The organism is Oceanicaulis sp., from assembly GCF_965284345.1.
In the GTDB taxonomy this organism is placed as follows: domain Bacteria; phylum Pseudomonadota; class Alphaproteobacteria; order Caulobacterales; family Maricaulaceae; genus Oceanicaulis; species Oceanicaulis alexandrii_A.
This window is the reverse complement of sequence record NZ_OZ260073.1, coordinates 2771444-2796431: the sequence shown is the minus strand read 5'-3', so window position 1 is coordinate 2796431 and position 24988 is coordinate 2771444. Positions and strand designations below refer to the sequence as shown.

Genomic DNA, 24988 nt, shown 5'->3' with positions numbered 1-24988 from the left:
GCCTAGCCGGCTTTGGCGCGGCTGGCTTTCTTGCGCTCATGTTCCAGCAAGAAGCGCTTGCGGACGCGAATGCTTTCCGGCGTCACTTCCACCAGCTCATCGTCATTGATGAACTCGAGCGCGTATTCCAGCGTCACGCGGATCGGCGGGGTCAGGACCACCGCTTCATCGGTGCCCGAAGCGCGCATATTGGTCAGCTTCTTGCCCTTGAGCGGGTTCACGATCATGTCTTCATCGCGGGCGTTCTGGCCAATGACCATGCCCTCATAGACTTCCACGCCATGACCGATGAACAGCTTGCCGCGCTCCTGAATGTTCCACAGGGCGAAAGCCAGAGCCTTGCCGGTCTCCATGGAGATGATCGCACCCTTGGGACGCTGACCGACTTCGCCGGCCGAACGCGGGGCGTAATGGTCAAAGGTGTGGAACATCAGGCCCGAGCCCTGGGTCAGGGTCAGGAATTCCGAGCGGAAGCCGATCAGGCCGCGCGTCGGCGCGACATATTCCAGGCGCACCCGGCCATTGCCGTCGGGCTCCATGTTTTTGAGCTCGGCCTTGCGAGACCCCAGGCGCTCCATGACGCCGCCTTGATGCTCTTCCTCGACGTCGATGGTCAGCGCCTCATAAGGCTCGCACATCTGCCCGTCGATTTCGCGGTTGATCACCTGCGGACGGCCCACAGCCAGCTCGAAGCCTTCGCGGCGCATGGTTTCGATCAGCACCGACAGGTGCAGCTCGCCCCGGCCGGACACGAGGAATTTGTCTGCGTCGTCCTGTTGCTCGACCCGCAGCGCCACATTGTGGATCAGCTCGCGATCCAGGCGTTCCTTGATCTGGCGCGAGGTGACGAACTTGCCTTCGCGGCCGGCGAACGGCGAATCGTTGACCTGGAAGATCATCGAGATGGTCGGCTCGTCCACCGTCAGCGGCGGCATCGCTTCAACATGCTCAGGGTCGCACAGTGTGTCGGAGATGTTGAGCGGGTCGATACCGTTAAAGGTGACGATGTCACCGGCGGCGGCCATCTCGCGCTCGACTTTTTCAAGACCGTGGAAGCCGAACACCTGCAGAACTTTGGCGCGACGCTCCGTTCCGTCAGCGCCGACCACGACGACCTGCTGGTTCTTGCTCAGCTTGCCGCGGCGAATGCGGCCCAGCCCGATCACGCCGGTATAGCTGGAATAATCAAGCGCCGAGACCTGCAGCTGAAGCGGCGCGTTCTGATCCACGTCCGGATGCGCCACACGGTCCACAATGGCCTGGAAGAGCGGGTTCAGATCGCCGCCGCGTTGATCGACGTCCAGCGTCGCCCAGCCTTCAAGCGCCGAAGCGTATACGACCGGAAAGTCCATCTGCTCGTCGGTCGCGCCCAGACGGTCAAACAGGTCAAAGGTCTGGTCCACGACCCAGTCGGGACGCGCGCCGGGGCGGTCCACCTTGTTGATCACCACGATGGGCTTCAGGCCAAGCGCCAGCGCTTTCTTGGTCACAAACGTGGTTTGCGGCATGGGGCCGTCCACCGCGTCGACCAGCAAGAGCACTGAATCCACCATGGAGAGCACGCGCTCGACTTCGCCGCCGAAATCGGCGTGGCCGGGCGTGTCCACGATGTTGATGGCGTAATCATTCCAGGTCACCGCCGTATTCTTGGCGAGAATGGTGATGCCGCGCTCTTTCTCCAGATCATTGGAGTCCATGACGCGTTCGACATCGGCTGCGCGTTCATCGAACGTACCCGATTGCCGGAGCAGCTTGTCCACAAGCGTGGTTTTGCCATGGTCGACGTGCGCCACGATGGCGATATTGCGAATGCGCTCAACGGGAGCGGTCATAGATCAGTCCTTAATCTCGCGGATCTCGATGTGTTCGCAGGTGCAAAACCTGCGCTCTTTGCGGCTCTCATACAGGGCGAAATTGAATTCGGCTAGCACTGGTCGCCGCAAGTTTTGCGGCCTAGGTTGCTGAACACTTCACCATCGAGACAAAGCTGGGCCGATAAACGGCTCATGGGGAGACATTATGAAGAGCCTTTTCCGTGCGGGTTTGCTCGCGCTTGGCGCCGCATTGACCAGCTCTGCGGCCGTCGCAGAACCCATTACCTTCTTCATGCCTGAAGACGTTCGCTATGATGCGTCGATCACGACGCCTGAAGACAGTTTTGGCTATGAAGTCGGCGATCGCCCGATCCGTCACGCCGACATGGTCGCTTATCTGCGCGACATTGCGGGACAGTCTGACCGCATCTCGGTGGAGACCATCGGGTATACGCATGAGCAGCGCCCGATCCTGTTCTTCACCGTCACCTCAACTGAGAACCAGCAACGGATCGACGCGATTCGCGACGCGCATCTGGCGCGCTTGCGCGGCGAAGAAGCCCCGGCGGACACGCCGCTGGTCCTGTGGATCAATTTCGGCGTTCATGGCGCTGAATCCTCGGGCATGGACGCCGCCATTCCGGTTCTCTATCACTTCGCCGCCGCGGACGACGCCGATATCGGCGACACGCTCGACGATACGGTTCTTCTGTTCACCGCCGTGTTCAATCCCGACGGCCATTCGCGCCGGGTGAACCATGTGGAGACCTTCTTCTCCCAGGCGCAGAACACTGACCCCGCCGACATCATCCATAATCTGTGGGTGGAAGCGCGCACCAATCACTACTGGTTCGACCTGAACCGGCAGTGGCTGCTGCTCACCCAGCCTGAAGCCCAGGCCTGGATCGGCAAATGGCATGAATGGAAGCCGATGGTCTCGGCGGACTACCACGAGATGGGCTCATCCAGCCCGTTCTACTTCCACCCGGGTGAAGCGCTGCGTCGCAACCCGCTGATCCCTGAGCGCGCACGCGATCTGACCTATCGGATCGGTCAGCAGCACACCTCTGACTTCCTGGACCCTGAAGGGCGGCTCTACACCACCCAGGAAGGCTTTGATAATTTCTATATCGGCAAGGGCTCGACCTATCCCCAGATCAACGGATCTCTGGGCATCCTGTTTGAGATCGGCGCCGCACGCGGCGGTGAAATCGAAACTGATCGCGGCCTCGTCACCCATGCCGACAATGTGCGCACCCAGTTCCGCACCGCGCTGACCACGGTGGAAGGCGCGCGCAATATCCGCGATGAGCTGATCGAGTATCAAACCAGCTATTTCGTGGAATCCGCCCAGATGGCGAACCGCGACACTCGCCGCGCCTATGTGTTCACCGCCGCCGGCGACCCTGAGCGGGCGAACCGCTTCGTGCGCCTGCTGCGCATGCACGATATCGATGTGTACGCGCTCGAAGGCGATGTGCGCGCCGATGGCCGCACCTATGCGGCGGGCGAATCTTTTGTGGTGCCGATGAACCAGGACCAGCACCGGATGATCCGGGGCATTTTTGATCAGGTCACCGAATTCCCAGAAAACATCTTCTATGACGTGTCGGGCTGGACCCTGCCGCTGGCCTATGACCTTGAATATTCCGCGCTGACGGGCGGTCTGCGGTCAGTCTCCATGTCAGACGAGCTGGCCGATGGCGCATTTGAAGCCGCCCCGGTTCCGGACGTCGCGCCTTATGGCTATGCGCTGGAATGGTCACACACCTTCGCCCCGCGGGCGCTGAACCGGATCCTGTCCGCCGAGCTTCTGGCGCGGGCCGGCACGGAACCTGTGACCGCTGAAACCACGCGTGGCCTGGTTGAGCTGGGCCGCGGCGCGATCTTCGTCCCCTATGCCCGTCAGGATATGAGCCGGGACGACATTCACGCCCTGATGGAGACCATCGCGTCCGAGGACGGGGTCACGGTTCACGCCCTCACCTCGGGCCTGACGCCCAATGAGGGCGCGGATTTCGGCGCTGCAGGCGTGTTTCGTTCAGTTGAAACGCCACAAGTGCTGCTGGCCTTTGACGATGGCCTGACGCGCTATGATTCCGGCGAGATGTGGTGGACCTTGGATTTCCGCCACAACATGGAAGTCACCCTTGTGCGCAAGGATGATCTCGGTCGTGTGGACTGGAGCGAATATACGCACCTGATCCTGGTGGGCGGGAACGCCCGTCTGTCAGACAGCATTCAGGAACAGGTCGAAGACTGGATCCGGGGCGATGGCGGCACGCTGATAGCGACTCGCCAGGCTGCGATCTGGGCGCAGGACGCCTTCTTTGACCGCAAGGAAGAAGAAGACGAGTCTGAAGATGAAAGCGAGACGCTTGAGCGTCTCAATGTCGCCGATATGGCGGTGCGCGAAGCCGAGCACATTATCGGCGGGGCGCTGTTTGAGACCGATCTCGACACCTCGCACCCGCTCGGCTTCGGCTTTGGTGATCGCACCCTGGCGGTTCAACGCAACATGACCGGCGTGCTGATCCGTCCCGAAGACGACCCCTATGCCGTGCCGCTTGAGTACACCAATGATCCGCTGTTGAGCGGTTACGCGTCCCAACGGCGCCAGGACGAAATCGCGGGCACGCCCGCTGTCGTCGCTGAGCGTCTGGGCCGCGGCTCGGTGATCCTGATGGCGGACAATCCCGTCTTCCGGGCCACCTTCCCCGGATCGGAGCGTCTGCTGATGAACGCGATCTTTTTCTCACCCATGATCAGCCGCGCTCGCGGCGAGTACGAAGAAGAATAAGACGCGCACCGACTGATTGAGAGCGCCCCGTCGGCAAGCTGACGGGGCGCTTTTTTATGGGCGTTCAGAACTGACCGTGTCGGCCTTCGCCTTTTGCAAAGCGGGTCGCGCCCTCCACCGTTTCACCACTGGCGAGGGTTTTGATCCCGAGCCGAACCTCGTTGAGCATGGCGTCAGTTTCATCAAGCCCCCATTGCTCCAGCACGGACTGCCGGTCATGGCGCAGGCAGAGCTGGGGGAAAGCTGCGATCTGGTCCGCCAGCTCAAGCGCCGTCTGGAGCGCCTGCCCCGGTTCGGACACCCGGTTCGCCAAACCAATAGCCAGAGCTTCACCTGACTCAACCGTGCGCCCTGTCAGGATCATGTCCAGGGCGCGCGACTGACCGATCAGACGTGGCAGGCGCACCGTGCCACCGTCAATCAGCGGCACCCCAAAGCGGCGGCAATAAACGCCAAACACGGCGTCTTCAGCCATGACCCGCAGATCACACCAGAGCGCCAATTCCAGCCCGCCCGCCACGGCATGGCCTTCAATCGCGGCGATGACAGGTTTGCTCAGCCTCATCCGTGACGGCCCCATGGGACCGTCGCCAGTTTCCTCGACCCGGTTGCGCCCTTCGCCTGTGCTGACCGCTTTCAGATCTGCACCCGCACAGAACGTGCCACCCGCACCGGTCAGGATGGCCACGCTCAAGCCTTCATCCGCATCAAATTGCCGGAACGCGTCCGCCAGCTTTGCAGCGGTGGGACCATCTACGGCGTTGCGCCGGTCGGGTCGGTTGAGGGTGATAATTGCGACGGCGCCGCGCGTCTCGTACTGAACGCTCATGTCTGTCCTCCCCTGAGTGACAAACAGGGTCGGTCAGCAGTGACGGGTAGACAAGCCTTATTGGGCAGGGACCTGAAGGGCTGAGTTTTCAAGCGTGTAAAAACGCAAGGTCAGCTCCCGCCCCTTCACGGCGTTATAGCCTTCAAGCTCGGCCAGCTGACGCACGGAGGCGTCGCCAAGCCCAGCCTCAAAACCGTCTTGCTCTGACTGATCCACAATCGCCAGTCCGCATTGCGGGTGCGCCAGCAAGAACGTCGCCGTCTCTGCGCCATCACGGCCCAGCAGGATATCCGTGCTGAAATTGAAGACATTGGACGGCTCGCGATAGCCCGCCGTCGCCACGTCCAGCGTCTCGCAACCCGTGAAGGTCTCGGCGATGCGGGCGGCGTTATAAGACGGCCACAGCTTATGGACGCCGGGAATGGCGACGCCGAACGCGACCACATAGACCGCCACACTGGCGACGCTGACCGCCAATAACCGGGTCAGGTCAGGCTTGAACGCCAGCCAGATGAGACTGATCACCGCCAGAGCGCCCATCACGGCGGTGAGTTTGCTGGCAAGGCTCACAGGTTCGCCAAACTCGATCTGGCCGATCCAGGGCACCAGTCCGACCAGCGCGCCGACCACAATGGCCAGCGCCGCAATGACGCCGAACAGCGTCCATTGCTTCCAGCCGCTCAATAGCGCTTTTGCGTTCACCAGCCCCAGTCCGATCAGGATGGCGATGGCCGGGAACATGGGCGAGACATAATGGGGCAGCTTGGTCTGGATCAGCTCAAACACCAGCCAAGACGGCAGAATCCAGACCAGCAGGAACTGCACCGCCGTCTCCCCGCGCCGCGCCCAGGCCGCCAGACCTGCCAGCCCCAGAAGCGCAGACGCGGGCCAGAGCGTCACCGGCATCAATAAGGTGTGATAGCCAAACGGGCCGCCATGACTGTCGTCCGCCACGCCCACCTTGCCGAACAGGGCATGGCCCACGGCTTCCTGAAAGAAGCCCCAATCGGTCTGGATATTGATCGCGATCAACCAGGGCAGGAAGATCGCCAAAGCCAGAAGAAGTCCCGGCAAGGGTCTGATTTTCAGTAGAAGTTTCAGATCACGCTTGAGCGCCACAAAGCCGATCAGGGTCAGCGCCGTGACCATGAAGAAGATCGGCCCCTTGATGGCGATGGCCGCGCCGGTCCCGGCCCAGAAGACCGCCGGCCAGCCCCAGAATTTCGGCTTCGCGTCCTGCACTTTCAGCATCAGCATGGCCAGCGCGACTTGCGCGAACATGCCCGCCGCTAGCAAGGCGGCGTCGGTCTTGGCCGTGCGCGCCTCGATCTGCATGGCGAGGCCGAGCCCCATCACGATCCCCGCCACGAGCCCCACTGACGGCGAGAACAGGCGCGCCCCCAAAAAGGCGGTCAGCGCCACAGCGATCAGGGACCCGAAAAAGCTAGGCAAACGGTGCGCGCCGATGGGTGCGTCGTCGCCTCCGAACGGCTGGGTGGTGATCACCTGCAGCCAGTAAATGCCGCTGGGTTTGACGTGGCGCGGATCGCCCTGAAAGCGGATATCGACGAAATCGCCGGTCTCCATCATCTGGCGGCTGGCCTGGGCGTAGCGCGCTTCATCTCGATCCATGGCCGGGATGGAGAACAAGCCTGGAAAATGCGCGATCACCGCCAGCAGCATCACAACAATCCAGGCGCGACGCGACAGCCCTCCGCTCTGGCCCGGTTCAGTCAGCGATGAAACGAAACCGGTCATGGTCAGCGATCCTCACCCCGAGCGCCCAAGAGCATGTGCGGATCAGGATAATGCGTGCGGCGCATCAGCCAGATAACGCCCAGAAGATCAAACAGGCCCGCCGCCGCGCGCCCGATATTGGTGTATTTGCTTTCGCCCGCCGCGCGCGGCCGGTTCACCACAGTCACATTCAGCGTTTCAAACCCCAGATGCCCGGCGAGCGCCGGCAGATAGCGGTGAATGGCGTCAAAGAAGGGCATCACCAGGAACAGGTCGCGCGGCAGGATTTTCAGACCGCACGCCGTGTCCGGGCAATCATCATTCAGAAGCGAGCGGCGCAGGCCATTGGCGAAGCGCGAGGCGAATTTGCGATTGGCCCCATCGGTGCGGTTCTGCCGACACCCGGCCACCACGCCCACTGTGTCCACCTTGGTCAGATCGATCGCCTTGCTCATCTCCAGGACCGAGCGCGGATCATCCTGGCCATCACCATCCATGGTGGCGACCCAGATCGCGCGCGCGGCCAGAAACCCGGTGCGCAGCCCGGCGCTTTTTCCGGACCGGTTGGGATGCCGGATCACACGCACCCGAGAATCCGACTGAGACAGCGGGCCAAGCGCACCGGCGGTGTCGTCATCACTGCCGTCATCGACCACGATAATCTCAAAGCTCTCAAGGCCTTCAGAGAAGACCGAGATCGCCTCCTTGACCACGTCCTCGATGCTGGCTGCTTCGTTGAAGGCGGGAATGACGATGGACAGGGCTGGCATGCTCATGGGCGCTCATCTGGCAGGGCCGACCGCAAGGGGCGCGATCTGATGCCAGCGGTTTAGCGCGATCTGCACAAGGCGGGCAATCACAACCCGAAGCGCAGGCTGCGATCCGGCCCGATCAGACGCCGTAAAGCGCGGCGATGCGGTCAATCTTGCGAAACGCCTTGCCCGGCGCCCGCGCCAGAGGACCGAGCGGCAAGGGCTCGGCGGTTTTCTCGATCCGCCCGGCCATCTGGCGGGTCCAGCCCACAAGCCCAGGCTGAGTGATGCAGCCCGTGGCGAGGCCTTCCTGAAACGAACCCATGGCCTGTTTCTGACGGCCCTCGCCCGGTCCCATATGCACTTCGTGAACGCCCGCTTCGGCGCCAGCTTTCAGCATTTCGATCAGCAAGGCGTTGCCGGGCGTCAGTTTGATCAGCTGCGGGTCATAGGCCGGGAACCAGGAATGCAGCACCTCAGGGCCGATCAGGCCGAAATGCACCGCCGCCAGACGGCCGTCGAGTTCCAGCGTGGACATCAGACCTGCGCCCTCTGCGCGGTCCTGCCGCCAGAGCTGTTCGAGAAGATCGCGCACCCATTTCAGCGCAAACAGATCCGGAAAGCCGGACTCGCGATATTGCGCTGACTTCCACGCATAAAGCGCCTCAAGCGTTTCAGGTCGGCGATCATCAAAACGGAAGGTCAGCTCGCCTTCCTTGGCAAGTTTCTTCGGCGCGCCGATGGCGCTGCGAAACGTATTGCCGCCCAATTTTTTACGGCTGGCCACATAGGCGTCAAAACCTTGGGAAACATCAATCACCCAGCCGCCTTCGACGCTGTCGGCATGACGACGGAACGGGGCCTGGGCCGCTAGACTGTCGCGAAAGTCAAAGACCGCAATATTCGCCTGCGCCAGAACATGCGACAGCGCGATGTCCTCATCCGGGGCGCAAATAACCCCATGGCAGTCATTGACCACGCCGCCGGGGGCGCGCGCATGGCCCATCGGGCCTTTCTGGAAGGCGAAGAAGCCGGCGATGCGCGCGCTCTTGCGGATCACCGCCACACGGATATCAGGCCGCGCCGCCGAGATGGCGTCAAGGTATCCCAGCGTTTGATACGGGCTTTTCAGGACCGGATTGGCCGCCGTCAGGCCGCGCCAGGCGTCACGCTCTTCAGCGCTCAGCTCTTGTGGTGTTTTAACGTCCACGCTCAGCATCTGCATCCCGGACCCCGTTTCATTCTGCGACAGTCCTGACAGACAAGACTGAACAAAGGCTTGGCGAACGCCCGATCTGGCCCGCTTCGGCACAAAATCACGCGCGTTTAGCCGTTTTTCAGTGTTGTGAGGCAAGCTTGGGACCGGTCGCGCTCTTGCATGGCGCGGCCCGTGCTGATCCGGACCCTGAACCGCCCATGCTGAACCGTCACCTTCTAGCTTACCTGCCGGTCTATCTGGCCCAGGCTCTTGTGGGCTTTGGCAGCGTGGTCGTGTTCACCCGGCTGCTAACGCCGGACGCCTATGGCCAGTACATGCTGGTGCTGACAGGCTCGGCGCTGATCAGCACTCTGATCTTCACCTGGCTGGACGCCGCCGTAGCGCGCTATCACGCTCGCGCCAGCGCCCGAGGCCGGTTGGGCGGGCATCTGTTCACCGCCCTAACCTTGTTTGCGATGATCGCCGCGCCTGTCGGCGCGCTTGGCGTTGTTCTCTTGCTGGTGCTCGACCTGTCACCGGCGCTGAAAACCGCCAGCACGTATGCGCTTGTCTATCTGCTGCTGCGCGCCGGCGTCATGATCGCGCTCGAAACCCGTCGCGCGGCGGGGGAAGCCTGGCGGTATTCGGCGCTTGAGACTTTCTCGCTGGCGGGTGGGTTCGCCTTTGGCGCCGCGTTGACGCTGTTTACCGATCTGGGCTCGGCGGGTCCGCTGGCCGGTCTCGCGCTGGCGTCTGGACTGGCGCTCGTCTTTGATTTGCCCGCCCTGGCGCGCAAAGCCAAACGCGACCGCGCCCACAGCGCCCGCATCACCGCCTTTTTCGCTTATGGCGGTCCCATCGCCTTCTCCTTGATCTTTGAACAGCTTCTGACCAGCGGCGACCGCTTCCTCATCGCCGCCTATCTGGGGGAAGCCGCGACCGGGGCCTATTCCGCCGGCTATGCGCTGGCGGACCGTTCGCTGAGCATCGTGTTCTTGTGGCTGGGCATGACGACCGGGCCCTTGCTGATCTCGGCGCTGGAACATGAGGGTCGCAAGGCGGCGCAGGACGTCGCCCGCCGCACCGGCGCGCTGATGGGCGCCATCGGCTTTCCGGCGGCCGCCGGGTTGGCTTTGATCTCGCCCGATCTGGCGCGGCTGATGATCGGGGAAGAGCTGGCCGATAGCGCGGCCTCCATCGTGCCGCTGATCGCCTTGTCCGGGCTGATGAACGGCGTCATGACCCATTACTTTCATACCGCCTACACGCTGGGCCGCCGCACCGGATCCATGGCGTTCATCATGACCGGTTCCGCTGTGCTCAATCTGGCGCTGAACGCGCTCCTGATCCCGCTTCTGGGGCTTCATGGCGCGGCCTGGGCGACCGTGGTCGCCTACGCCATCGCACTTGTCGCCTGCGCCATCCATGGGCGGAGCATTTTCCCCATGCCCATCCCTGTGCGCGACTGGAGCAAGGCCGCGCTCGCCACGGCGGGCATGGCGGTCGCTCTGGTTTACGCGCCTTCAACTGGCCTTGTGATCACAGATCTCGTCGCGCAAATCGCCCTTGGGGCGCTCAGCTATGCCGTAATCTTGCTGGCCCTGGACGGGCTCGGTGCGCGGCGTTGGCTCACTTTGAAAATTGTTGAGCGTCTGGGACGGAGGGCCGCGGCATGACCCTCCAGATGACGCGGTCGCCCTCCGCCGACACCCACGCGGTCGCCCTGTCAGTGCTGATCCCGTTCTATGGGGACGATCCCCGGCCCTTGCTTGACGCGCTGAGCCGCCAGACGGATCCGCAAACCGAAATCATCGTGTTTGACGACGGTGTTCCGAACCCGGCCCTCTCTGACAGCGTGAAAGACGCCGTGCTGGGGGCCAGGGCTGCGATCAAACTGATCACCAGCCGGGATAATCTGGGTCGCTCAGCCGCGCGCAATCAGCTTGGCGACGCCGCTCAGGGCGCGTGGCTTCTGTTTCTGGACGCCGATATGGAAATCGAGCCCGGATTTTTAGCGCGCTGGCGGCATCATCTGGCTGAGACCGCCTGTGACGCTTTGTTCGGCGGGTACGCGCCGAGCACGCCGCGGTCTGCGCAGGAAACCGTGCACGCCGCCCTCGCCCACGCCTCTGACGCGCCGGACGCCGCCACGCGATCCGCTCTGGGTGCAGCGGCGGTCTGCTCCTCAAACCTCGCGGTGCGCGCCAGCTTGTTCGCGCAATGCCGCTTTGACGAGGGCTATACCGGATGGGGCTGGGAAGATGTGGACTGGGCGCTCAGCGCGTCCAAATACGGCGAGTTGGGCCATGTGGACGCGCCCGCCGCTCATGGCGGTTTGCAGGATGTCTCCATGCTGCTGGACAAGTTTGACCGCGCAGGCGCCAATTTCGCCCGCCTTCTCAGCCGCCATCCCGACTATGAAAGCCGCCCCGGCGCGCAGCTGGCGCGTAAAGTGCAAGCAACGGGATTGGCCAGGCCCGCCCGTATGATGGGCGAAACACTGGCGAAAGCCGCTTGGGCGCCGCTCAAACTCCGCGTTCTGGCCTTGAAACTCTATCGTGCGGGCGCCGCCGCACGCGATCTGCCCAGGGAGCGCGCATGACCCAGACGGCTTATAATTCCGATGAAATGGTGTATCGCCCGCGCGGCGGTCTGGCCGGACGCGTGCAAAAACAACTTACACGTCGGCTGGGCGTCACCCCATTGAAGATCAATCTCGACCGCCCCATCGTCACCTTCACCTTTGATGATTTTCCGCGCTCGGCGCTGGAGCTGGGCGCAGTGCGGCTGAAAACGCGCGGTTGGCGTGCCACGTATTTTGTAAGCGGCGGCCTTGCAGGCGTCACCAATCATCATGGCGAGCTTTTTGACCCTCAGGACCTTCTGAATCTGAAAGCTGAGGGTCATGAGATCGCCTGTCACGGCTTCAGCCATCTCGACGCGTCTCGCCTGCCCGCCGAGACCGTGATGGCGGACGCCGCACGCAATCGCGCCTATCTCAAAGCGGCCGGACTTGATGACGCGCCGACCAGCTATGCTTTCGCCTATGGAGAAGCGACCCCGCAAGCCAAGAAGCGTTTGCTCGAGACCTATTCCAGCCTGCGCGGCGTACAGCCCGGGATCAATCGCGGGGTGGCGGATCGCGGCCTTCTGAAATCCGTACCGCTTGATGGCGGTGATGACGGGCTCAAACGCGCCGTCGCTGCGATCAAGGACGCCGCGCGCAATCCCGGCTGGCTGATCTTTTACGGGCACGACATTCAAAAACAGCCCTCTGAATGGGGCTGTACGCCGGAGTTTCTGGACGTGGTCCTGCACGCTGTCGAACATTCGGGCGCCCAGGTCATGACACAGTCAGACGCCCTCGCCGCGATCGAGGCGCGCGCATGAGCGTCGCCGTCCTGATCCCCACCTATCGGCGCAATGACGCGCTGGCGGACGCCGTGCACAGCGTTTTCGCACAAACCCGCCTGCCCGATGAAATCGTCATCGTGGACAATGATCCGCAAGCCGGCGCCCGGGCGGCTGTGGAGCAATTGTCAGACAGCGCGCCCGTAAGTCTGTCCTATGTGCATGAACCCAATCCGGGCGTGTCCAATGCGCGCAATACCGGATTCGCCCATACCAGCGCGCGCTTCATCGCTCAGCTCGATGATGACGAGACGGCGAGCCCGCACTGGCTCGCAAGCCTTCTGGACGCCTCTGAGGCGCTGGATGCTCCGGTGGTGTTCGGGCCCGTCATCGCACAGCTGCCCGATCCGCTGACCCGCGGCGTTCGCGCCGCTTATACGCAGCGGCTCTATTCAAGGCTGGGCTCATCAGACACTCAATTGATCGACAAGCCGCATGGCTGCGGCAACGCCCTGTTTGATCGCGAAGCGCTGGATTTGCCGTCGCCCGTCTTTGACCACGCGGCCAATGAAATCGGCGGCGAGGACGACATGTTGTTTCAGACCCTGCAAGCCCAGGGCGTCCGCTTTGGCTGGGCGGCGCAGGCGGATGTGTTCGAGCACGTCCAGGCCCCGCGCCTGAGCTGGGGCAAGCTGTTGCAACGCAGCTTCGCCTATGGCCAGGGACCGACGCAGACCTGCGCGCAGAGCCCTCGCACCTGGGCGGGCGTCGCATTCTGGATGAGCGTCGGCGCGGCGCAAATGCTGGTTTTCGGCGCCTGTGCGCCTGTTGCGCGGCTGATCTCCGCCCAAGCTGCGGCGGAGTGCCTGGATAAAGCTGCGCAGGGATTGGGCAAGCTGATCTGGTTTGAAGCCCTCTCACCCCGCCTGTACGGCGCAAACGCCTAAGATCCGCGGCGGGCGCAGAGCTTGCTGAAAGTGATGCAGAACAGCATCCAGGTGAACCCGTTCGTCGTCATGAACACGCTTTCAGACATGCTGGTCAGCCCCCAGATCGCCATGCCCGGCAGCGCCCAATAGGTCTCCACGCCTGAAAACAGGCGCTTGAGAGACGCCCCCAACCCCATCAGATAGACCCCAAACGCCAGAGCTGCGCCCGGAACGCCCAGGCCAAGCGCGATCTCCAGCCAGGAATTATGCGCAGACGGCACTTCCCATTGGGTCGCCTGACGCACCCAATGAACCGGGCCTTCTTCTTGCAGCCAGAACACGCCCCAGCCAAAGCCCGTCCAGGGTCTATCGGCCACAGCGCGGATCAGGCCCGCCCAGATATCGGTGCGGCCCGTCAGGGTCGGATCGCGTCCGAGCGCCTCCAAAATCACGCCCGGCCCGATCGCGATCACGAGCGTCAGCGCAAATACGCCCAGGAGACCGCTGAAGACGGCGAGCGCGGCCCAAATGAAGCCCTGGCGCGCACAATAGATCATCAGCGGGCCGCCAAAGCCGATCATGCAAGCCATCAACGCCGTTCTGGAGGTCGACATCAGCACCAGAAAGACCGCCAGAATCACCAGCGCGCCCCAATAGCGGACCTCGCGGCGATAGGGCGTCGTCAGGGCCGCGGCCATGCCGCCCATAGTGGCGATCGCCATCACGGCGCCCAGCCGGTTCTTCTGCTCCCAGAGCCCCGCCCAGGCGCCAGGGTGGACCTCGCTCATCACGCCATAGGCGGGAAACGCCACCGCCATGATCAAGGAACCGACGGCGAGCACGCCCAGCGACAGCGCCAGCAAGCGGATCAGATCGGTCCAGCTATATCGGCTCGCCAGCCACAACCCGAACACCGCTGGCATCAAAACGCCTAAGCCCCGCCGCAGGCTCAACCCGGCGTCCAGCGACCAGAAGGCCGAGACCATGGGCAAGGCCGCCAGGATCACAAGCGGCCAGGCGCGCACCATCAGGCCCAGAACCGGAACCGGGCGCATCAGCACCAGGATCAGGGTCAGAAGATAGACCGGCGGCCAGATCAGCCGCAGGACCGGACTGCCTTCTTCATCGCCGCCAAAGACCAGCGAAAACAAGGCGCTTGAGAACATGAAGATCAGAAAGACGGCGAGACCGGCTTCAAGCGGCAGCGCAAAGCGAAAGCGCGGCAAGGTCGCGCGCCAGCGATCGGCGAGCGCGAACGCGCTCACGCCGGCGCCGCTGTCCGGGCGCGATTGACGACAACGCCCCAGACCTGCGCTCCCTGAGCACGCAAACGATCCGCAGCCTCTTCAGTGGCGGCGCGACCGTCGCTGCGCGCATCCGCGACCAGGATGACCCCGTCCATATTCGGCGCGATCATCGGAATCGCTGCGCTTTGATACGAGGCGTCCACCACCGTCAGCCCGGCGCTGTGACGCGCCCGGTTCCAGTACTCGGCATTGTCCAGAAATGTCAGGCTGCGCACCTGTCCCGGCGCGCGTTCAAAACGGCTGACATAGATCGGCTGATCCTCGACCCGCCGCAGCGCCACTCTGCCGGCGTTGTCAGGCACGGTCCGCCAGAAGCGCCGCCCTGAGAGCGCGCCCGAATAGGCCTGCCCGTTCAGACGAAACGCATCGGATTGTGGGTTATTCTTGAAATCGAGATCGTAAAGCCAGACCGGTTTCACGCCTTGCGCCACAGCGGCGCGCGCCAGACCGGCGGCGATGGTCGAAGCGCCGGCCGAGGCGCTGACCGGCGCGACCATGACGGCGCGCGCGGTCATCCCCTGCGGTGACAACCGCCGGGCCAACCCCTCAAGTTCACGCTCGATGCTCATACGCGACGACCACGCCTGTTTACTCAACAGACAGATGTATGCGCGAATGGTTAACGGAGCGCTTCCGCGTTAGCGCGCATCGCTGACCCGCGCCAGCACGGGCACAGGTTTGCGTCGTCGAGGCGCCGCCGCGCTGCGGGGCGCTTCATAGTGCGGCTCTGGCTCTGGGCGCTCATGCGAGGGCGCACGCTCAACAGGCGGATGGGGGCGTTGCGGCGGCGCAGCCTGGCCCACGGCGACGACATAGCCCCGGATCAGACCCAGCAAGAGTGCGATCCCGCCCGCTAGCACGCCCACCGCCATCACGGCGAGCTTTCGCTTGGATTGCGCCTGAACCGGCGGGGTGGCGCGAGAGACGATCCGGATGGCGTCCGCGCCGCCGGGCGGCATCTCGCGTCGCGCCATGGCGTCCGCCGCCTGAACTGATAATTGATCTGCCGCTGCAGACCGCGCAGACACCGCACGGGTCAGACGATCATACTCAGATTGCAAGGCGCGCAGGCGATCCACTTGCGCGCGGGCGTCGCGCAATTGCGCATTCAGCGATGATGCGAGACGCGCTTGGCCGGCGGCGTTGGATTCTTGCTGCAAGCGTGAAGATTCCAGCTCCTGCCAAATCGGGTTCACACCGGTGCGGCGCTGGCCCTGACCATTGGCTCGACCGTCCTGGACGAAGCGCTCGAGCGCTTCGATTTCGCGTTCAACGGCGACCACAGGCGGTGCGTCCGGCTGGTAGCGCGCCATCAACTCGGCCTGGCGCACCTGAAGATCAAGAAGCTGACCCGTCACCGAATTTTCGACATAGAGTTCGATCGTTTGAGGAATGTCCTGAAGACGCTGCTCCAGGGCTTGCGCCAATGCGCGCGCCTGAGCCGCATCGGCGTCCGCAGCCAGCTTGCGGCCCTGAATATCGGCCAGACGGCCCAATGCCGAATTCAGTTCGGTCTCGAAATCGGTAATGGCGTTGTCCGCCAGGAAGGACCGAAGCGCCTGCTGAGCCGCCTGGGCGTCCCGCTCAGCGGCGTCCAGACGCGCCTGTACGCCGCCTTCATAACCGCCCGTCAAAAGCTCGACCCGATAGCGCAAATAGGCGTCGACGATGGCGTTCACCGTATTGGCGGCCACGTCGGCGTCTTCATTCTTGAACGTCGCGATCAGGAAGCTGGCGTTCGGCGCTCTGGAAACGCCAAACCCCTCGCCCAGCGTTTTGAGCTGTTCAGGGTCAGCAGCGCCCGTCAGTTCGGTGAGCATGCGCCGGCGCACTTCTTCTGACGCCAAGAGGTCGGCTTCAGACTGCATGATCTGGTCAAACATGAACTCGCCGCCGGTCCCGGCGGCGCCGGGCGTCAGGTCCTCATCATCCATGATCACCAGCAAGCGGCTGCCGGCGGTATAGGTCGGGGTCAGGCTCAGATACGCCATAACCGCTAGCGGGATGAAAATTATGAGCGTAATCAGGATGATGAACAGGCGCTGCGTCCACGCGATCGCAACCAGATCAACAAGATCCAGCTCGCGCCGCGCCCGCTTATCGGCTCTGGTGTCTGAAGACATTGACGTCATAAGTGCATCTGGCGCGATTGCGCTTAATTTTTCCTTAGCCGCCGCCTTACATGGTGAAGATCTGATTAGGGGAGTCGCCAGCATGAATTCGCCAACACGACGGTCTGTCTTGTCCGGTCTGGGCGTCTTGATGCTGGGCGCGTGCGCGGGAACGCCGCGGCAAACCCCGCAACAGGGGATTGAGCCAAACCGGTTTCAAAGCTGGGACGAGACCGCCCCCGCCTATCGTCTGTTTCCGGGCGACGAGGTGGAAGTGGTGGTTCACACCGCTCAAGAGCTCAATCGTACCTTGCCCGTGGGACCCGATGGCCGTGTCAGCCTGCCGCTGGCGGGATCGGTGATGGTTGCGCAGATGACGGGACCAGAAGCCGCGCGCGCCATTGCGGATCGGTATGTGCGGGTTCTGCGCGACCCGATCGTGGAAGTGCGGCCCGTCAGCTATGGCGCGCAACAAATCCTTGTGGGCGGCGAAGTCCGCAGTCCGGGTGTTTATGACATGATCAGCGCGCGCATGGGCGTGCTGGAAGCCCTGACCCTCGCCGGCGGCGCCAATAATCGCGCGCGCTTGCGTCAGGTCGTGGTGTTGCGCCGCGCCGAGAATGGCGGCGTCATGATGCGGACGGTCAATGTGCGTGACGCCCAGCAAGGCGCACCATCGGATATCATCCCGCTGGCCCGACATGACATTGTCTTCGCACCGCGCACGGCAATCGCTGAAATCAACGATTTCACAGAGCTTTACATTCGAAACATCCTGCCGCTCGACAACGCGTTCGCGTATGCCCTGGCCGATCAGGTGTTCAATTCGAACTAAGCGGGTGCAGACGGATCGAGCCTGTCGCTTCTGGCGGCGATCATGGCTCGATCTGTCTTAGTGCCGGGTGGAGAGCCATTCGCGCGCTGCGGTCAGAGCCGCTGCGAGCTGATCGCCATCCATCTCGGCAGCGACTTCGCTGCGATAGTATTTCGCGGTGTCCGAGCCCATCAGAGAGGCCAGGTTGAACCATTTGTGCGCTTCAATGTAATCGATCACGCCGCACTGGCCGGTCGAGTACAGAAGGCCCAGCTTGCACAGATCTTCGCCGGTCGGATCCATTTTGACCGCATCGTGCACTTGCGCCGTTTCCACGTCAGTGAAAGCCATTTTAGTCTTCCCATCGCTAGCGGAGGGCCGGACTTTTCGTCCGTGTCGCCTCCGCATCCCACCATGCACCCGAAGCCTTTTCGGTGGCCCGTTGTGCAAGATCAGAATGCGCGGGATGGGTGACCACAGGGTTAAAGAGTCTCAAGAATAACGCTGATTAACCCTTTAATTCCGTTAGACATTCCTACCCAATATTAACCGGCTGACCTGGCCGTCGAAGCGTTCAAGCGCGCCCGGAGCGCCGCCTGAACGCCGAAAGCGCCCTGAAATCAAAACGATTCCCAAAAGCAGCAAGGCCAGGCCTGCTAGCGCGCCCGCCAGGATGAAGTTCAGATCCTCTCCACCGCGCCAAAAAATATTTTCAGCGCCGTCCAGCGCCGTCAGCTCATCGCCAAGAAGTATGCTGGCGGCGAGCAAACGTCCCTCGCTGATCGCGCTGATCCGTACCAGCGCCGCTAGCGCCTCAGCCTCAGTCAAGACGTGTGACGCCCGGATCGTGACCAGCGCGCCATCCTGGCGGCGCACCTGATCATATGCCGCGAACCAATCTCGCCGCGCGGCGGCGTCATAGCCGGCGCGTGTCGCAAACTCCGCCATGGCTCGCGTGCAAGCCGCATGACACGCGTCGGGCTGGGCGTAATAGCGGTCAGCCTCGGCCAGGACCGGCATCAGCGCAGTTAGAAGTCGCAAGTCCCGCTCCGGCGCCGCCGGCCCCAACAACAAAGCTTCGAGCCAGTCGCCGTTCAGTCGCCCCGCAGCGCGCGCCGCAAGCGCCAGACGCACAGCCGACGTTTCAAGCTGAGGGTCAAACACAGACAGAGCCAGCGCCGTGCGGACCGGGTCTGCGGATACAGGTGCGGGCCGCGCTCGGGTGCAGGCCGGCACACTCTGGCCATGCGACCGCGCCAGCGCGCATCCAAGCGCGATCACCTCCCGCGCATCGGGCAGAATGACCGGGTCGGTCGCCTGCGCGGTTGTGAGATCCGCGAACGCCTCAAGGTTCAGGGCCTGTGATCCGGGGCGAACGAACCAGTGCTCCGCCGCCTGCAGGCTAGCGCCGTAGAGGCGCAGCGCACGGGCATAGCGGTGCTGCACGCCAGGGCTGCTCTCAATCAGCCAGACCGGGTCCAGTCCTTGTCGCTGGGCCTCATCGCTCCGCGCACGCAGAACGCCAGTGACGATCTGGTTGCGCCGCCAGACGGGCATGGCGACCAGATCCACCTGCATCATGTCCGGGCGGCGCTCATGACGCATCAGATGAAGCGCCAGCGTCTCCTCTCCCATCATGGCGGGCAGGCTGGCGGCGAAAGACTGCGCGCGCAGAAGGTCCGGGCCGCCCGTCGGGCCTGGCCGCAAGGAATGGGTCAGCTCCGTATTCCATCGCGTCAGGACAGGGTCAGCTGACGCCGGGTTCGTAGCTTTGTGAAGCGCCGCGTCAAACTGCTCGCTCAAGCTTTGAGGAAATTGCAGCGCTCCGCCAGGAGCCGTCTCGAGCCCGCGATACGCGAACCAGACCGCCGCGATGAGCAGGCCCAGAAATACTAGAGGACGCAAGGCCGCGAAGACGCCGCGCCAGATCAGATAGACTCCCGCGCGCACAGGCCCTGACAGCCATGGCGAACGCGCGCCATAGCGCTCGCTATAGGTGCGAGACCGGTCTGTCTGCGCCCACATTGGAAGTCCCCCTGTCCCTCACGCCCAAATTATGCGGGTTGAGGGCCAAGGGAAAGCCGAATTTACAATTTGTTAAGACTTGGCGCGCTGACCAAACAGGACGGCGCGCGCCTTTTTCATGTCTTCGCTGTCTTCATCGAGGGATTTGAACAAATCCTTGCCCACTCTCCGGCCGGTTTTCACCGCCTCGCGCGCGCCGACGCGCTCGACCCAGGCTTTCAGACGCGGAAACTCGTCCAGATCCTGGCCCTGACCTTCGGGCAGGATCCAGGGCCAGGCGGCCATGTCGGCGATGGAGTAGAAATCGCCCGCCAGATAATCCCGGCCTTCCAGGCCTCGCTCGATCACACCATAAAGACGATGCACTTCATTGGTGTAGCGGTTCTCGCCGTATTCGAGCTTGCTCTCATCGGGCTCGATCTTCTTGGCGTAGGTGCGGAAATGGTGCGCCTGACCGCACATCGGCCCCAGACCGCCCATTTGCCAGAACAGCCATTCCTCGACCGCCGCCTGCTCACGGGGATTGGAGCCATAAAACTGCCCCGTCTTGCGCGCCAGATATTGCAAGATCGCGCCGCTTTCGAAAATCGAGATCGGCTGCCCGTCCGGACCGTCCGGATCAACGATGGCCGGCATGCGGTTATTGGGGCTGATTTTCAGGAAATCGGGTTCGAACTGCTCGCCCAGACCGATATTGACCGGCTTGACCTCGTAGGGAAGGCCCATTTCCTCAAGCGCGATGGTCACTTTCCATCCATTCGGGGTCGGCCAGTAATAGAGCTCGATCGGCTGGGTCATTCGGTTCTCCATGCCCTGTAAAACAGCTTTGGGTGACATATGTCGGCGTCTGCGACCATTCGTGCAAGACATTGCCGCTTCACGAGCCCGCGAGGGAAGGCTAAAGAGCGCGCCATGACCGATATCATCTTGACTGACCAGACCCTCGAACCGGTGTCGTTCAAACTCGCCGGTGAGGATCCCGCAGCTTTCGCCCGCGCACTGGGCGCGAGTTTTCGTGAAACCGGATTCGCCGTGATCAGCGACCATCCTGTGAACCAGGATGTGATTGACCGCGCGCTGGACGACGCACAAGCCTTCTTCGCTCTGCCTGAAGACGCCAAGCATGCGTATGTGGTGGAAAACGGCGGCGGCCAGCGCGGCTATACGCCGTTCGGCACGGAAAACGCCAAGGGCATGGCGCAAAAGGACCTCAAGGAATTCTGGCACCATGGCCGGAACCTGCCGCAGGGCCATCCCTATTCAGACGTCATGCCGCCCAATGTGCCGATGTCTGATATTGCGCGCTTTGACGACAGCGTTCAGGCGCTGTTTGCGGCGCTTGATGAGATGGGCGCGGTGCTGCTTCAGGCGCTGGCGAAGGATCTGGGTCTCGAACAGAGCTGGTTCTCCAAAACCGTCAATGACGGCAATTCCATCCTGCGGCTGCTGCATTACCCGCCGATTGACGGTGATCCGTCTGGCGTGCGGGCGGGCGCGCATGAAGACATCAATGTCATCACCTTGTTGCTGGGCGCGGAAGAAGCCGGCCTGCAGGTGAAGACCAAGACCGGCGCCTGGTTGCCGGTGCAGCCGCCCGAAGGCGCGCTGGTGGTCAATATCGGCGACATGCTGCAGCGCCTGACCAACCATGTGTATCCATCCACCACCCACCGGGTAGTGAACCCGTCCAAGGAGCGCATGGCGTTTTCGCGCTATTCGACGCCCTTCTTCTTGCACTTCAATCCCGATTTCCTGATCGAGACCCTGCCGGGCTGCGTCAGCGCGGACAATCCGAACCGCTATCCCGAGCCGATGACGGCGCATGCCTATCTGCTCGAGCGCCTGCGCGAAATCGGGCTGATTTAGACGTCACCTTGACGTTACACCGCTCCCGCGCCATGTTACCTCAAGGTGACATGGCGTATCGGAGTCTTCCATGGATGAGCTTGAAAAGATCAATGTGCGCATGCGCGCACTCCTGTTATGTCAGGCAGCAGGCTTCTTCGCCTGGCAGGCGGCGGACGGAATCGGCGGTTCGCACCAGACGCCGGACAGCTGGATGGGCCCCGGCCTTGTGATCAGCGGCATCGGCTTCGGCCTCTGGCTGGTGACGATCATCTTGTACTTTGGCGACGCCTTCCGCGCCTACAAGACTGTGGGCTATGACATCATCAATGATGAATGGGCGCGCGATGTACGTCGCCGCGCAGCGGAAGCCGCGTTCTGGGTCATCACCGTCGCGACTGTGCTCGCCATGACGATCAATCAATTCGGTCTCGACGGCGGCCTGCTGCTCAAGGTCCTGACAGGCCTGTCTGTGTCGAGCTTCTTTCTCGCCGCGGTGCATTATGACCGCCAGGGCGAAACCGGGGCTGAAGAATGAAAGACGCAGCGCTCGGCAACGCCATGAAAGCCCTGCGCGCTGAAGCGAACCTGACCCAGGCCGAGCTGGCGTTGCAAGTGGGCGTGACGCGCAAGACGATCAACACGGTGGAGAACGGCGTATTCATTCCCTCCGCCCTGCTGGCGCTGAAGATCGCCCAGGCTTTGGGGCGCCCGGTTGAAACCGTGTTCTGGATTCGAGATGAGTCCGGGAACGGGTGAACACGATCCCGTGTGAACACATCCGCTTGAGCGCGATTGCTGCATGCTGGGCCCTGCCCTAGCTTCTGCGCTGGATTGTCCTTTTAACTCGGAAGTCTTTCATGCCTGACGCCTCAGCGCCGCTGATCAAATTCTCAGACCCTCTTGTCACCGCCAAAGGCGAAACCCGCGCCAGCGTGGGCTTTGATACGCTCAAGACTCTGTGGTTCAACACCGGCACGCTGTGCAATATCGAGTGTAAGAACTGCTACATCCTCAGCTCACCCACCAATGACGCGCTCGTCTATCTGAGCGAGGCGGACGTGGTCTCTTATCTCGACGAGATCGACGCGCTCGGCTTCGGGACGGTCGAGATCGGTTTTACAGGCGGCGAGCCCTTCATGAATCCGGAGATGGTCCGGCTGATGGAGGTCTCGTTAGAGCGAGGCCATGACGTTCTGGTCCTGACCAACGCCATGAAACCCATGATGCGCCCGCGGGTGCAGGCTGGCCTTCTGGGCCTTCAGGCGCGATTTGGCGATCAGATTGAAATGCGGTTGAGCCTTGATCACTACACCCGCGCCTATCATGACGAAGAACGCGGCGCCGGCGGGTTTGACGCCACGCTGGAGGGGCTGACATGGCTCTCAGATCACGGCTTCACGCTCAGCGCGGCCGGACGCTCGCTATGGAGTGAAACCGACGCTGGAGCGCGGGATGGATTCAAGGCGCTGTTTGAAACAGTCGGCGCGGACATCCCGAGCGAGGATCCGTCGCGTCTGGTGATTTTCCCCGAGATGGACGAAAGCGGCGACCCGCCCGAAATCACGGTGGATTGCTGGGGCATTCTCAATAAGAACCCAGACGACATCATGTGCGCCAGCCAGCGCATGGTGATCAAGCGGCGCGGCGCTGAGCGGGCCAGCGTGGTTGCTTGCACCCTTCTGCCCTATGAAGACGAGTTCGAGCTGGCGCAGACGCTGGAAGAGAGCCTGAAACCTGTGCGTCTGAACCATAAATACTGCGCCCAGTTCTGCGTTCTGGGCGGAGCGAGCTGCTCGGCTTAAGACTCTGACGGCTCGGCGCGGTCCGGCAAGGCTTTCACATGCAAATCCATCTGCGGGAACGGGATCTCGACGCCCTCTTCATGCAGACGCTCCCACAGGGCGAGATAGACGTCCGAGCGCACATTCGCCTGGCCGTTCTGGGGATCGCTGATCCAGAAGCGCAGATCGAAATTCACGGACGAATCGCCAAACTCCATCACATTGCAGACCGGCTCGCGCTCCGAGACCACCCGGTTCACCGTCTTGGCGGCTTCGATGGCGAGGGTCTGCACCGCCTTGAGATCGCGCGTACGGTAAGACACGCCAAATGGCGCGTGCATGCGAACGATATGGTCAGATTTCGACCAGTTGGTGACGCCGTTATTGATGAAATGATCGTTCGGCAACAGCATTTCCGTGCCGTCGCGGGTGCGGATCGACACATAGCGCGCCTGCATCCCCGTCACCCAGCCGAACTGGCCGTCAACCTCGATGGCGTCGCCGGGCTTGATGGACTTGTCCGCAAGCAGCGTGAAACCGGCCGCGAAGTTAGACACCGTCTTTTGCAGGCCCAGACCCACGCCGATGCCGACCGCGCCGGAGAAAATCGCCAGCGTGGCGAGGTTGAAGCCCGTCATCTGCAGCGCGATGAGCAGCGCCAGCACAGGCAGCAGCACGCCCAGAACCTTCGAGATCAGGGCGCTCAGCGCCGGGGAAATCTCGTCGGACTTCTGCAATTGCTTGTCGAGGGCCCGACCCGCGAAACTCGCGATCGAGAACAAGAGCCCGAAATAGATCATCGTCCGCAGAACATCGAACAGGCTCAGCGAGACCGGCTCCCCCTCGCTGGTCTCGCCCAGCGGGATGGACAAGGCCTGCAATTGCGCGATCACATCGTCGAGCAGGCCGAACACGTCCAGCGCCGCGATCGGCCAGATGATGTAGAACGCCAGCCGGGACCAGAATTGCGAGCGGATCACCAAGGTCACCGCCCGGATCAACAGCCAGGCGCTCATCAGGCTGATCGCTGCGCTGACAATGGCGACCGGCCTATCCAGCGCCCCCAAGCCGACCCGGATCATGGTCAGCACCAGATACAGCGCCAAAGGCGTCATCAAGGCGAGCGCCGCCGTCAGCAGTCGACGCCACATCCCGGTTTTGATGCGGGTTTTCGTTCCCTCATGGATCAGATTGCGCAGGCGCGGCCCGAACATGAGCGCCGGAATGAACGCCGCCAGGATCAGGGCCAGCTGCAAGGCGTTGTCGAAATTGAGCACAGAGACCTGCACCCAATCGAGCAACGCCTCGGCGCGCGTGCGAATTTCATCAACCGGGACGATATCAGACAGGGCGGATTCAGGCTGTTGGGTCATGCCGACAAGGGTAGCGCGTTCGTATTGCGTGTCACTAGAGGCGGGTCAGCAACGCGACAGGGAAAGCGGACAGCCGCAGACTTATCCGCCCCCTCCCCAAGCTGAGCCATACTCTGCCTGGTTCCTCGCATGACGGGCGGCCGGCGCGTTCAGGCTGGGAGGGGCGAGATGTCCCGAGGACAGAGGGTTTAACGCACGCTCTGGCCGAAAAGGCGGATCATCACCGAGCGGTCCAGGGCAGCGGCGTCTGATGAGGCGGCGACTGCACCGGCGGCGCGACAGCGCAGAAGTCTCCGTGCGGCGATCCCGACAAAACATC

General features: G+C 62.7%; 22 protein-coding genes. 10 read left to right on the top strand and 12 right to left on the bottom strand.

The genetic code is table 11. From position 1 onward, the window contains the following. Positions 1–2 precede the first annotated feature (2 nt). Positions 3–1832 (bottom strand): translational GTPase TypA, encoded by a 1830-nt coding sequence (typA, locus tag ACQ66J_RS13585; protein WP_430432049.1) that lies wholly within the window; start codon positions 1830–1832, stop codon positions 3–5. A gap of 187 nt (positions 1833–2019) precedes the next feature. Between typA and ACQ66J_RS13580 the strand changes: the two genes are divergently transcribed. Further along, positions 2020–4614, top strand: a complete 2595-nt coding sequence (locus tag ACQ66J_RS13580) for a M14 family zinc carboxypeptidase (RefSeq protein WP_430432048.1) — start codon at positions 2020–2022, stop codon at positions 4612–4614. A gap of 64 nt (positions 4615–4678) precedes the next feature. Here ACQ66J_RS13580 and ACQ66J_RS13575 read toward each other — a convergent pair whose 3' ends face one another. The 4 genes from ACQ66J_RS13575 to ACQ66J_RS13560 form a co-directional block, all read right to left on the bottom strand. Continuing rightward, the gene (locus ACQ66J_RS13575; protein ID WP_430432047.1) at positions 4679–5443 is read right to left on the bottom strand and encodes a crotonase/enoyl-CoA hydratase family protein; all 765 of its coding nucleotides are present in this window, start codon (positions 5441–5443) and stop codon (positions 4679–4681) included. Positions 5444–5500: 57 nt separating this feature from the next. Then, a complete protein-coding gene (locus tag ACQ66J_RS13570; RefSeq protein ID WP_430432046.1) occupies positions 5501–7201 on the bottom strand; it encodes an ArnT family glycosyltransferase in 1701 nt (566 codons plus the stop codon). Positions 7202–7203: 2 nt separating this feature from the next. Further along, a complete protein-coding gene (locus tag ACQ66J_RS13565) occupies positions 7204–7956 on the bottom strand; it encodes a glycosyltransferase family 2 protein (protein WP_375549202.1) in 753 nt (250 codons plus the stop codon). Between the two features lie 115 nt (positions 7957–8071). After that, positions 8072–9157 carry a GNAT family N-acetyltransferase gene (locus ACQ66J_RS13560; RefSeq protein WP_430432045.1) on the bottom strand — a complete coding sequence of 362 codons (1086 nt, stop codon included), beginning with the start codon at positions 9155–9157 and terminating at the stop codon, positions 8072–8074. Between the two features lie 131 nt (positions 9158–9288). Between ACQ66J_RS13560 and ACQ66J_RS13555 the strand changes: the two genes are divergently transcribed. From ACQ66J_RS13555 to ACQ66J_RS13540, 4 genes are read left to right on the top strand one after another with little or no spacing between them, the layout of a single operon-like run. Further along, entirely contained in the window at positions 9289–10806 is a 1518-nt protein-coding gene (locus tag ACQ66J_RS13555; protein ID WP_430432044.1) for a polysaccharide biosynthesis C-terminal domain-containing protein, read from the top strand. Next, the gene (locus tag ACQ66J_RS13550; protein ID WP_430432043.1) at positions 10803–11732 is read left to right on the top strand and encodes a glycosyltransferase family 2 protein; all 930 of its coding nucleotides are present in this window, start codon (positions 10803–10805) and stop codon (positions 11730–11732) included. The genes ACQ66J_RS13555 and ACQ66J_RS13550 overlap by 4 nt, the downstream gene beginning before the upstream one ends. Next, on the top strand, positions 11729–12520 hold the full coding sequence (locus ACQ66J_RS13545) for a polysaccharide deacetylase family protein (RefSeq protein ID WP_430432042.1): 792 nt from the start codon (positions 11729–11731) through the stop codon (positions 12518–12520). The genes ACQ66J_RS13550 and ACQ66J_RS13545 overlap by 4 nt, the downstream gene beginning before the upstream one ends. After that, entirely contained in the window at positions 12517–13428 is a 912-nt protein-coding gene (locus tag ACQ66J_RS13540; RefSeq protein WP_430432041.1) for a glycosyltransferase family 2 protein, read from the top strand. Before ACQ66J_RS13545 ends, ACQ66J_RS13540 begins: the two co-directional genes overlap by 4 nt. Here ACQ66J_RS13540 and ACQ66J_RS13535 read toward each other — a convergent pair. The 3 genes from ACQ66J_RS13535 to ACQ66J_RS13525 all read right to left on the bottom strand — a co-directional run bounded on the left by ACQ66J_RS13535 (position 13425) and on the right by ACQ66J_RS13525 (position 16849). Next, complete coding sequence (locus ACQ66J_RS13535) at positions 13425–14675, bottom strand: O-antigen ligase family protein (RefSeq protein WP_430432040.1); 1251 nt, start codon at positions 14673–14675, stop codon at positions 13425–13427. The two genes, ACQ66J_RS13540 and ACQ66J_RS13535, sit on opposite strands and share 4 nt — an antisense overlap. After that, positions 14672–15286 carry a hypothetical protein gene (locus tag ACQ66J_RS13530; RefSeq protein WP_375549209.1) on the bottom strand — a complete coding sequence of 205 codons (615 nt, stop codon included), beginning with the start codon at positions 15284–15286 and terminating at the stop codon, positions 14672–14674. The genes ACQ66J_RS13535 and ACQ66J_RS13530 overlap by 4 nt, the downstream gene beginning before the upstream one ends. A gap of 69 nt (positions 15287–15355) precedes the next feature. After that, the gene (locus ACQ66J_RS13525; RefSeq protein WP_430432039.1) at positions 15356–16849 is read right to left on the bottom strand and encodes a GumC family protein; all 1494 of its coding nucleotides are present in this window, start codon (positions 16847–16849) and stop codon (positions 15356–15358) included. Between the two features lie 82 nt (positions 16850–16931). Here ACQ66J_RS13525 and ACQ66J_RS13520 point away from each other — a divergent pair, with 82 nt between their 5' ends. Next, on the top strand, positions 16932–17663 hold the full coding sequence (locus ACQ66J_RS13520) for a polysaccharide biosynthesis/export family protein (RefSeq protein WP_430432038.1): 732 nt from the start codon (positions 16932–16934) through the stop codon (positions 17661–17663). A gap of 57 nt (positions 17664–17720) precedes the next feature. Here ACQ66J_RS13520 and ACQ66J_RS13515 read toward each other — a convergent pair whose 3' ends face one another. The 3 genes from ACQ66J_RS13515 to ACQ66J_RS13505 all read right to left on the bottom strand — a co-directional run bounded on the left by ACQ66J_RS13515 (position 17721) and on the right by ACQ66J_RS13505 (position 20465). Beyond that, complete coding sequence (locus ACQ66J_RS13515; protein ID WP_430432037.1) at positions 17721–17993, bottom strand: hypothetical protein; 273 nt, start codon at positions 17991–17993, stop codon at positions 17721–17723. A gap of 174 nt (positions 17994–18167) precedes the next feature. Next, positions 18168–19667, bottom strand: coding sequence for a hypothetical protein (locus ACQ66J_RS13510; protein WP_430432036.1), 1500 nt, complete (start codon positions 19665–19667; stop codon positions 18168–18170). A gap of 72 nt (positions 19668–19739) precedes the next feature. Beyond that, on the bottom strand, positions 19740–20465 hold the full coding sequence (locus ACQ66J_RS13505) for a glutathione S-transferase family protein (protein ID WP_430432035.1): 726 nt from the start codon (positions 20463–20465) through the stop codon (positions 19740–19742). Between the two features lie 114 nt (positions 20466–20579). On the opposite strand from ACQ66J_RS13505, the gene ACQ66J_RS13500 reads away from it, so the two are divergent. The 4 genes from ACQ66J_RS13500 (at position 20580) to ACQ66J_RS13485 (ending at position 23317) form a co-directional block, all read left to right on the top strand. Then, entirely contained in the window at positions 20580–21533 is a 954-nt protein-coding gene (locus ACQ66J_RS13500; RefSeq protein WP_430432034.1) for an isopenicillin N synthase family dioxygenase, read from the top strand. Positions 21534–21603: 70 nt separating this feature from the next. After that, a complete protein-coding gene (locus ACQ66J_RS13495; protein ID WP_430432033.1) occupies positions 21604–22050 on the top strand; it encodes a hypothetical protein in 447 nt (148 codons plus the stop codon). After that, the gene (locus ACQ66J_RS13490; RefSeq protein ID WP_375549217.1) at positions 22047–22271 is read left to right on the top strand and encodes a helix-turn-helix transcriptional regulator; all 225 of its coding nucleotides are present in this window, start codon (positions 22047–22049) and stop codon (positions 22269–22271) included. The genes ACQ66J_RS13495 and ACQ66J_RS13490 overlap by 4 nt, the downstream gene beginning before the upstream one ends. A 101-nt stretch (positions 22272–22372) precedes the next feature. After that, positions 22373–23317 carry a radical SAM protein gene (locus ACQ66J_RS13485; protein WP_430432032.1) on the top strand — a complete coding sequence of 315 codons (945 nt, stop codon included), beginning with the start codon at positions 22373–22375 and terminating at the stop codon, positions 23315–23317. Here the strand turns inward: ACQ66J_RS13485 and ACQ66J_RS13480 are convergent. Next, the gene (locus ACQ66J_RS13480) at positions 23314–24669 is read right to left on the bottom strand and encodes a mechanosensitive ion channel family protein (RefSeq protein WP_430432031.1); all 1356 of its coding nucleotides are present in this window, start codon (positions 24667–24669) and stop codon (positions 23314–23316) included. The two genes, ACQ66J_RS13485 and ACQ66J_RS13480, sit on opposite strands and share 4 nt — an antisense overlap. Positions 24670–24988: the final 319 nt, after the last annotated feature.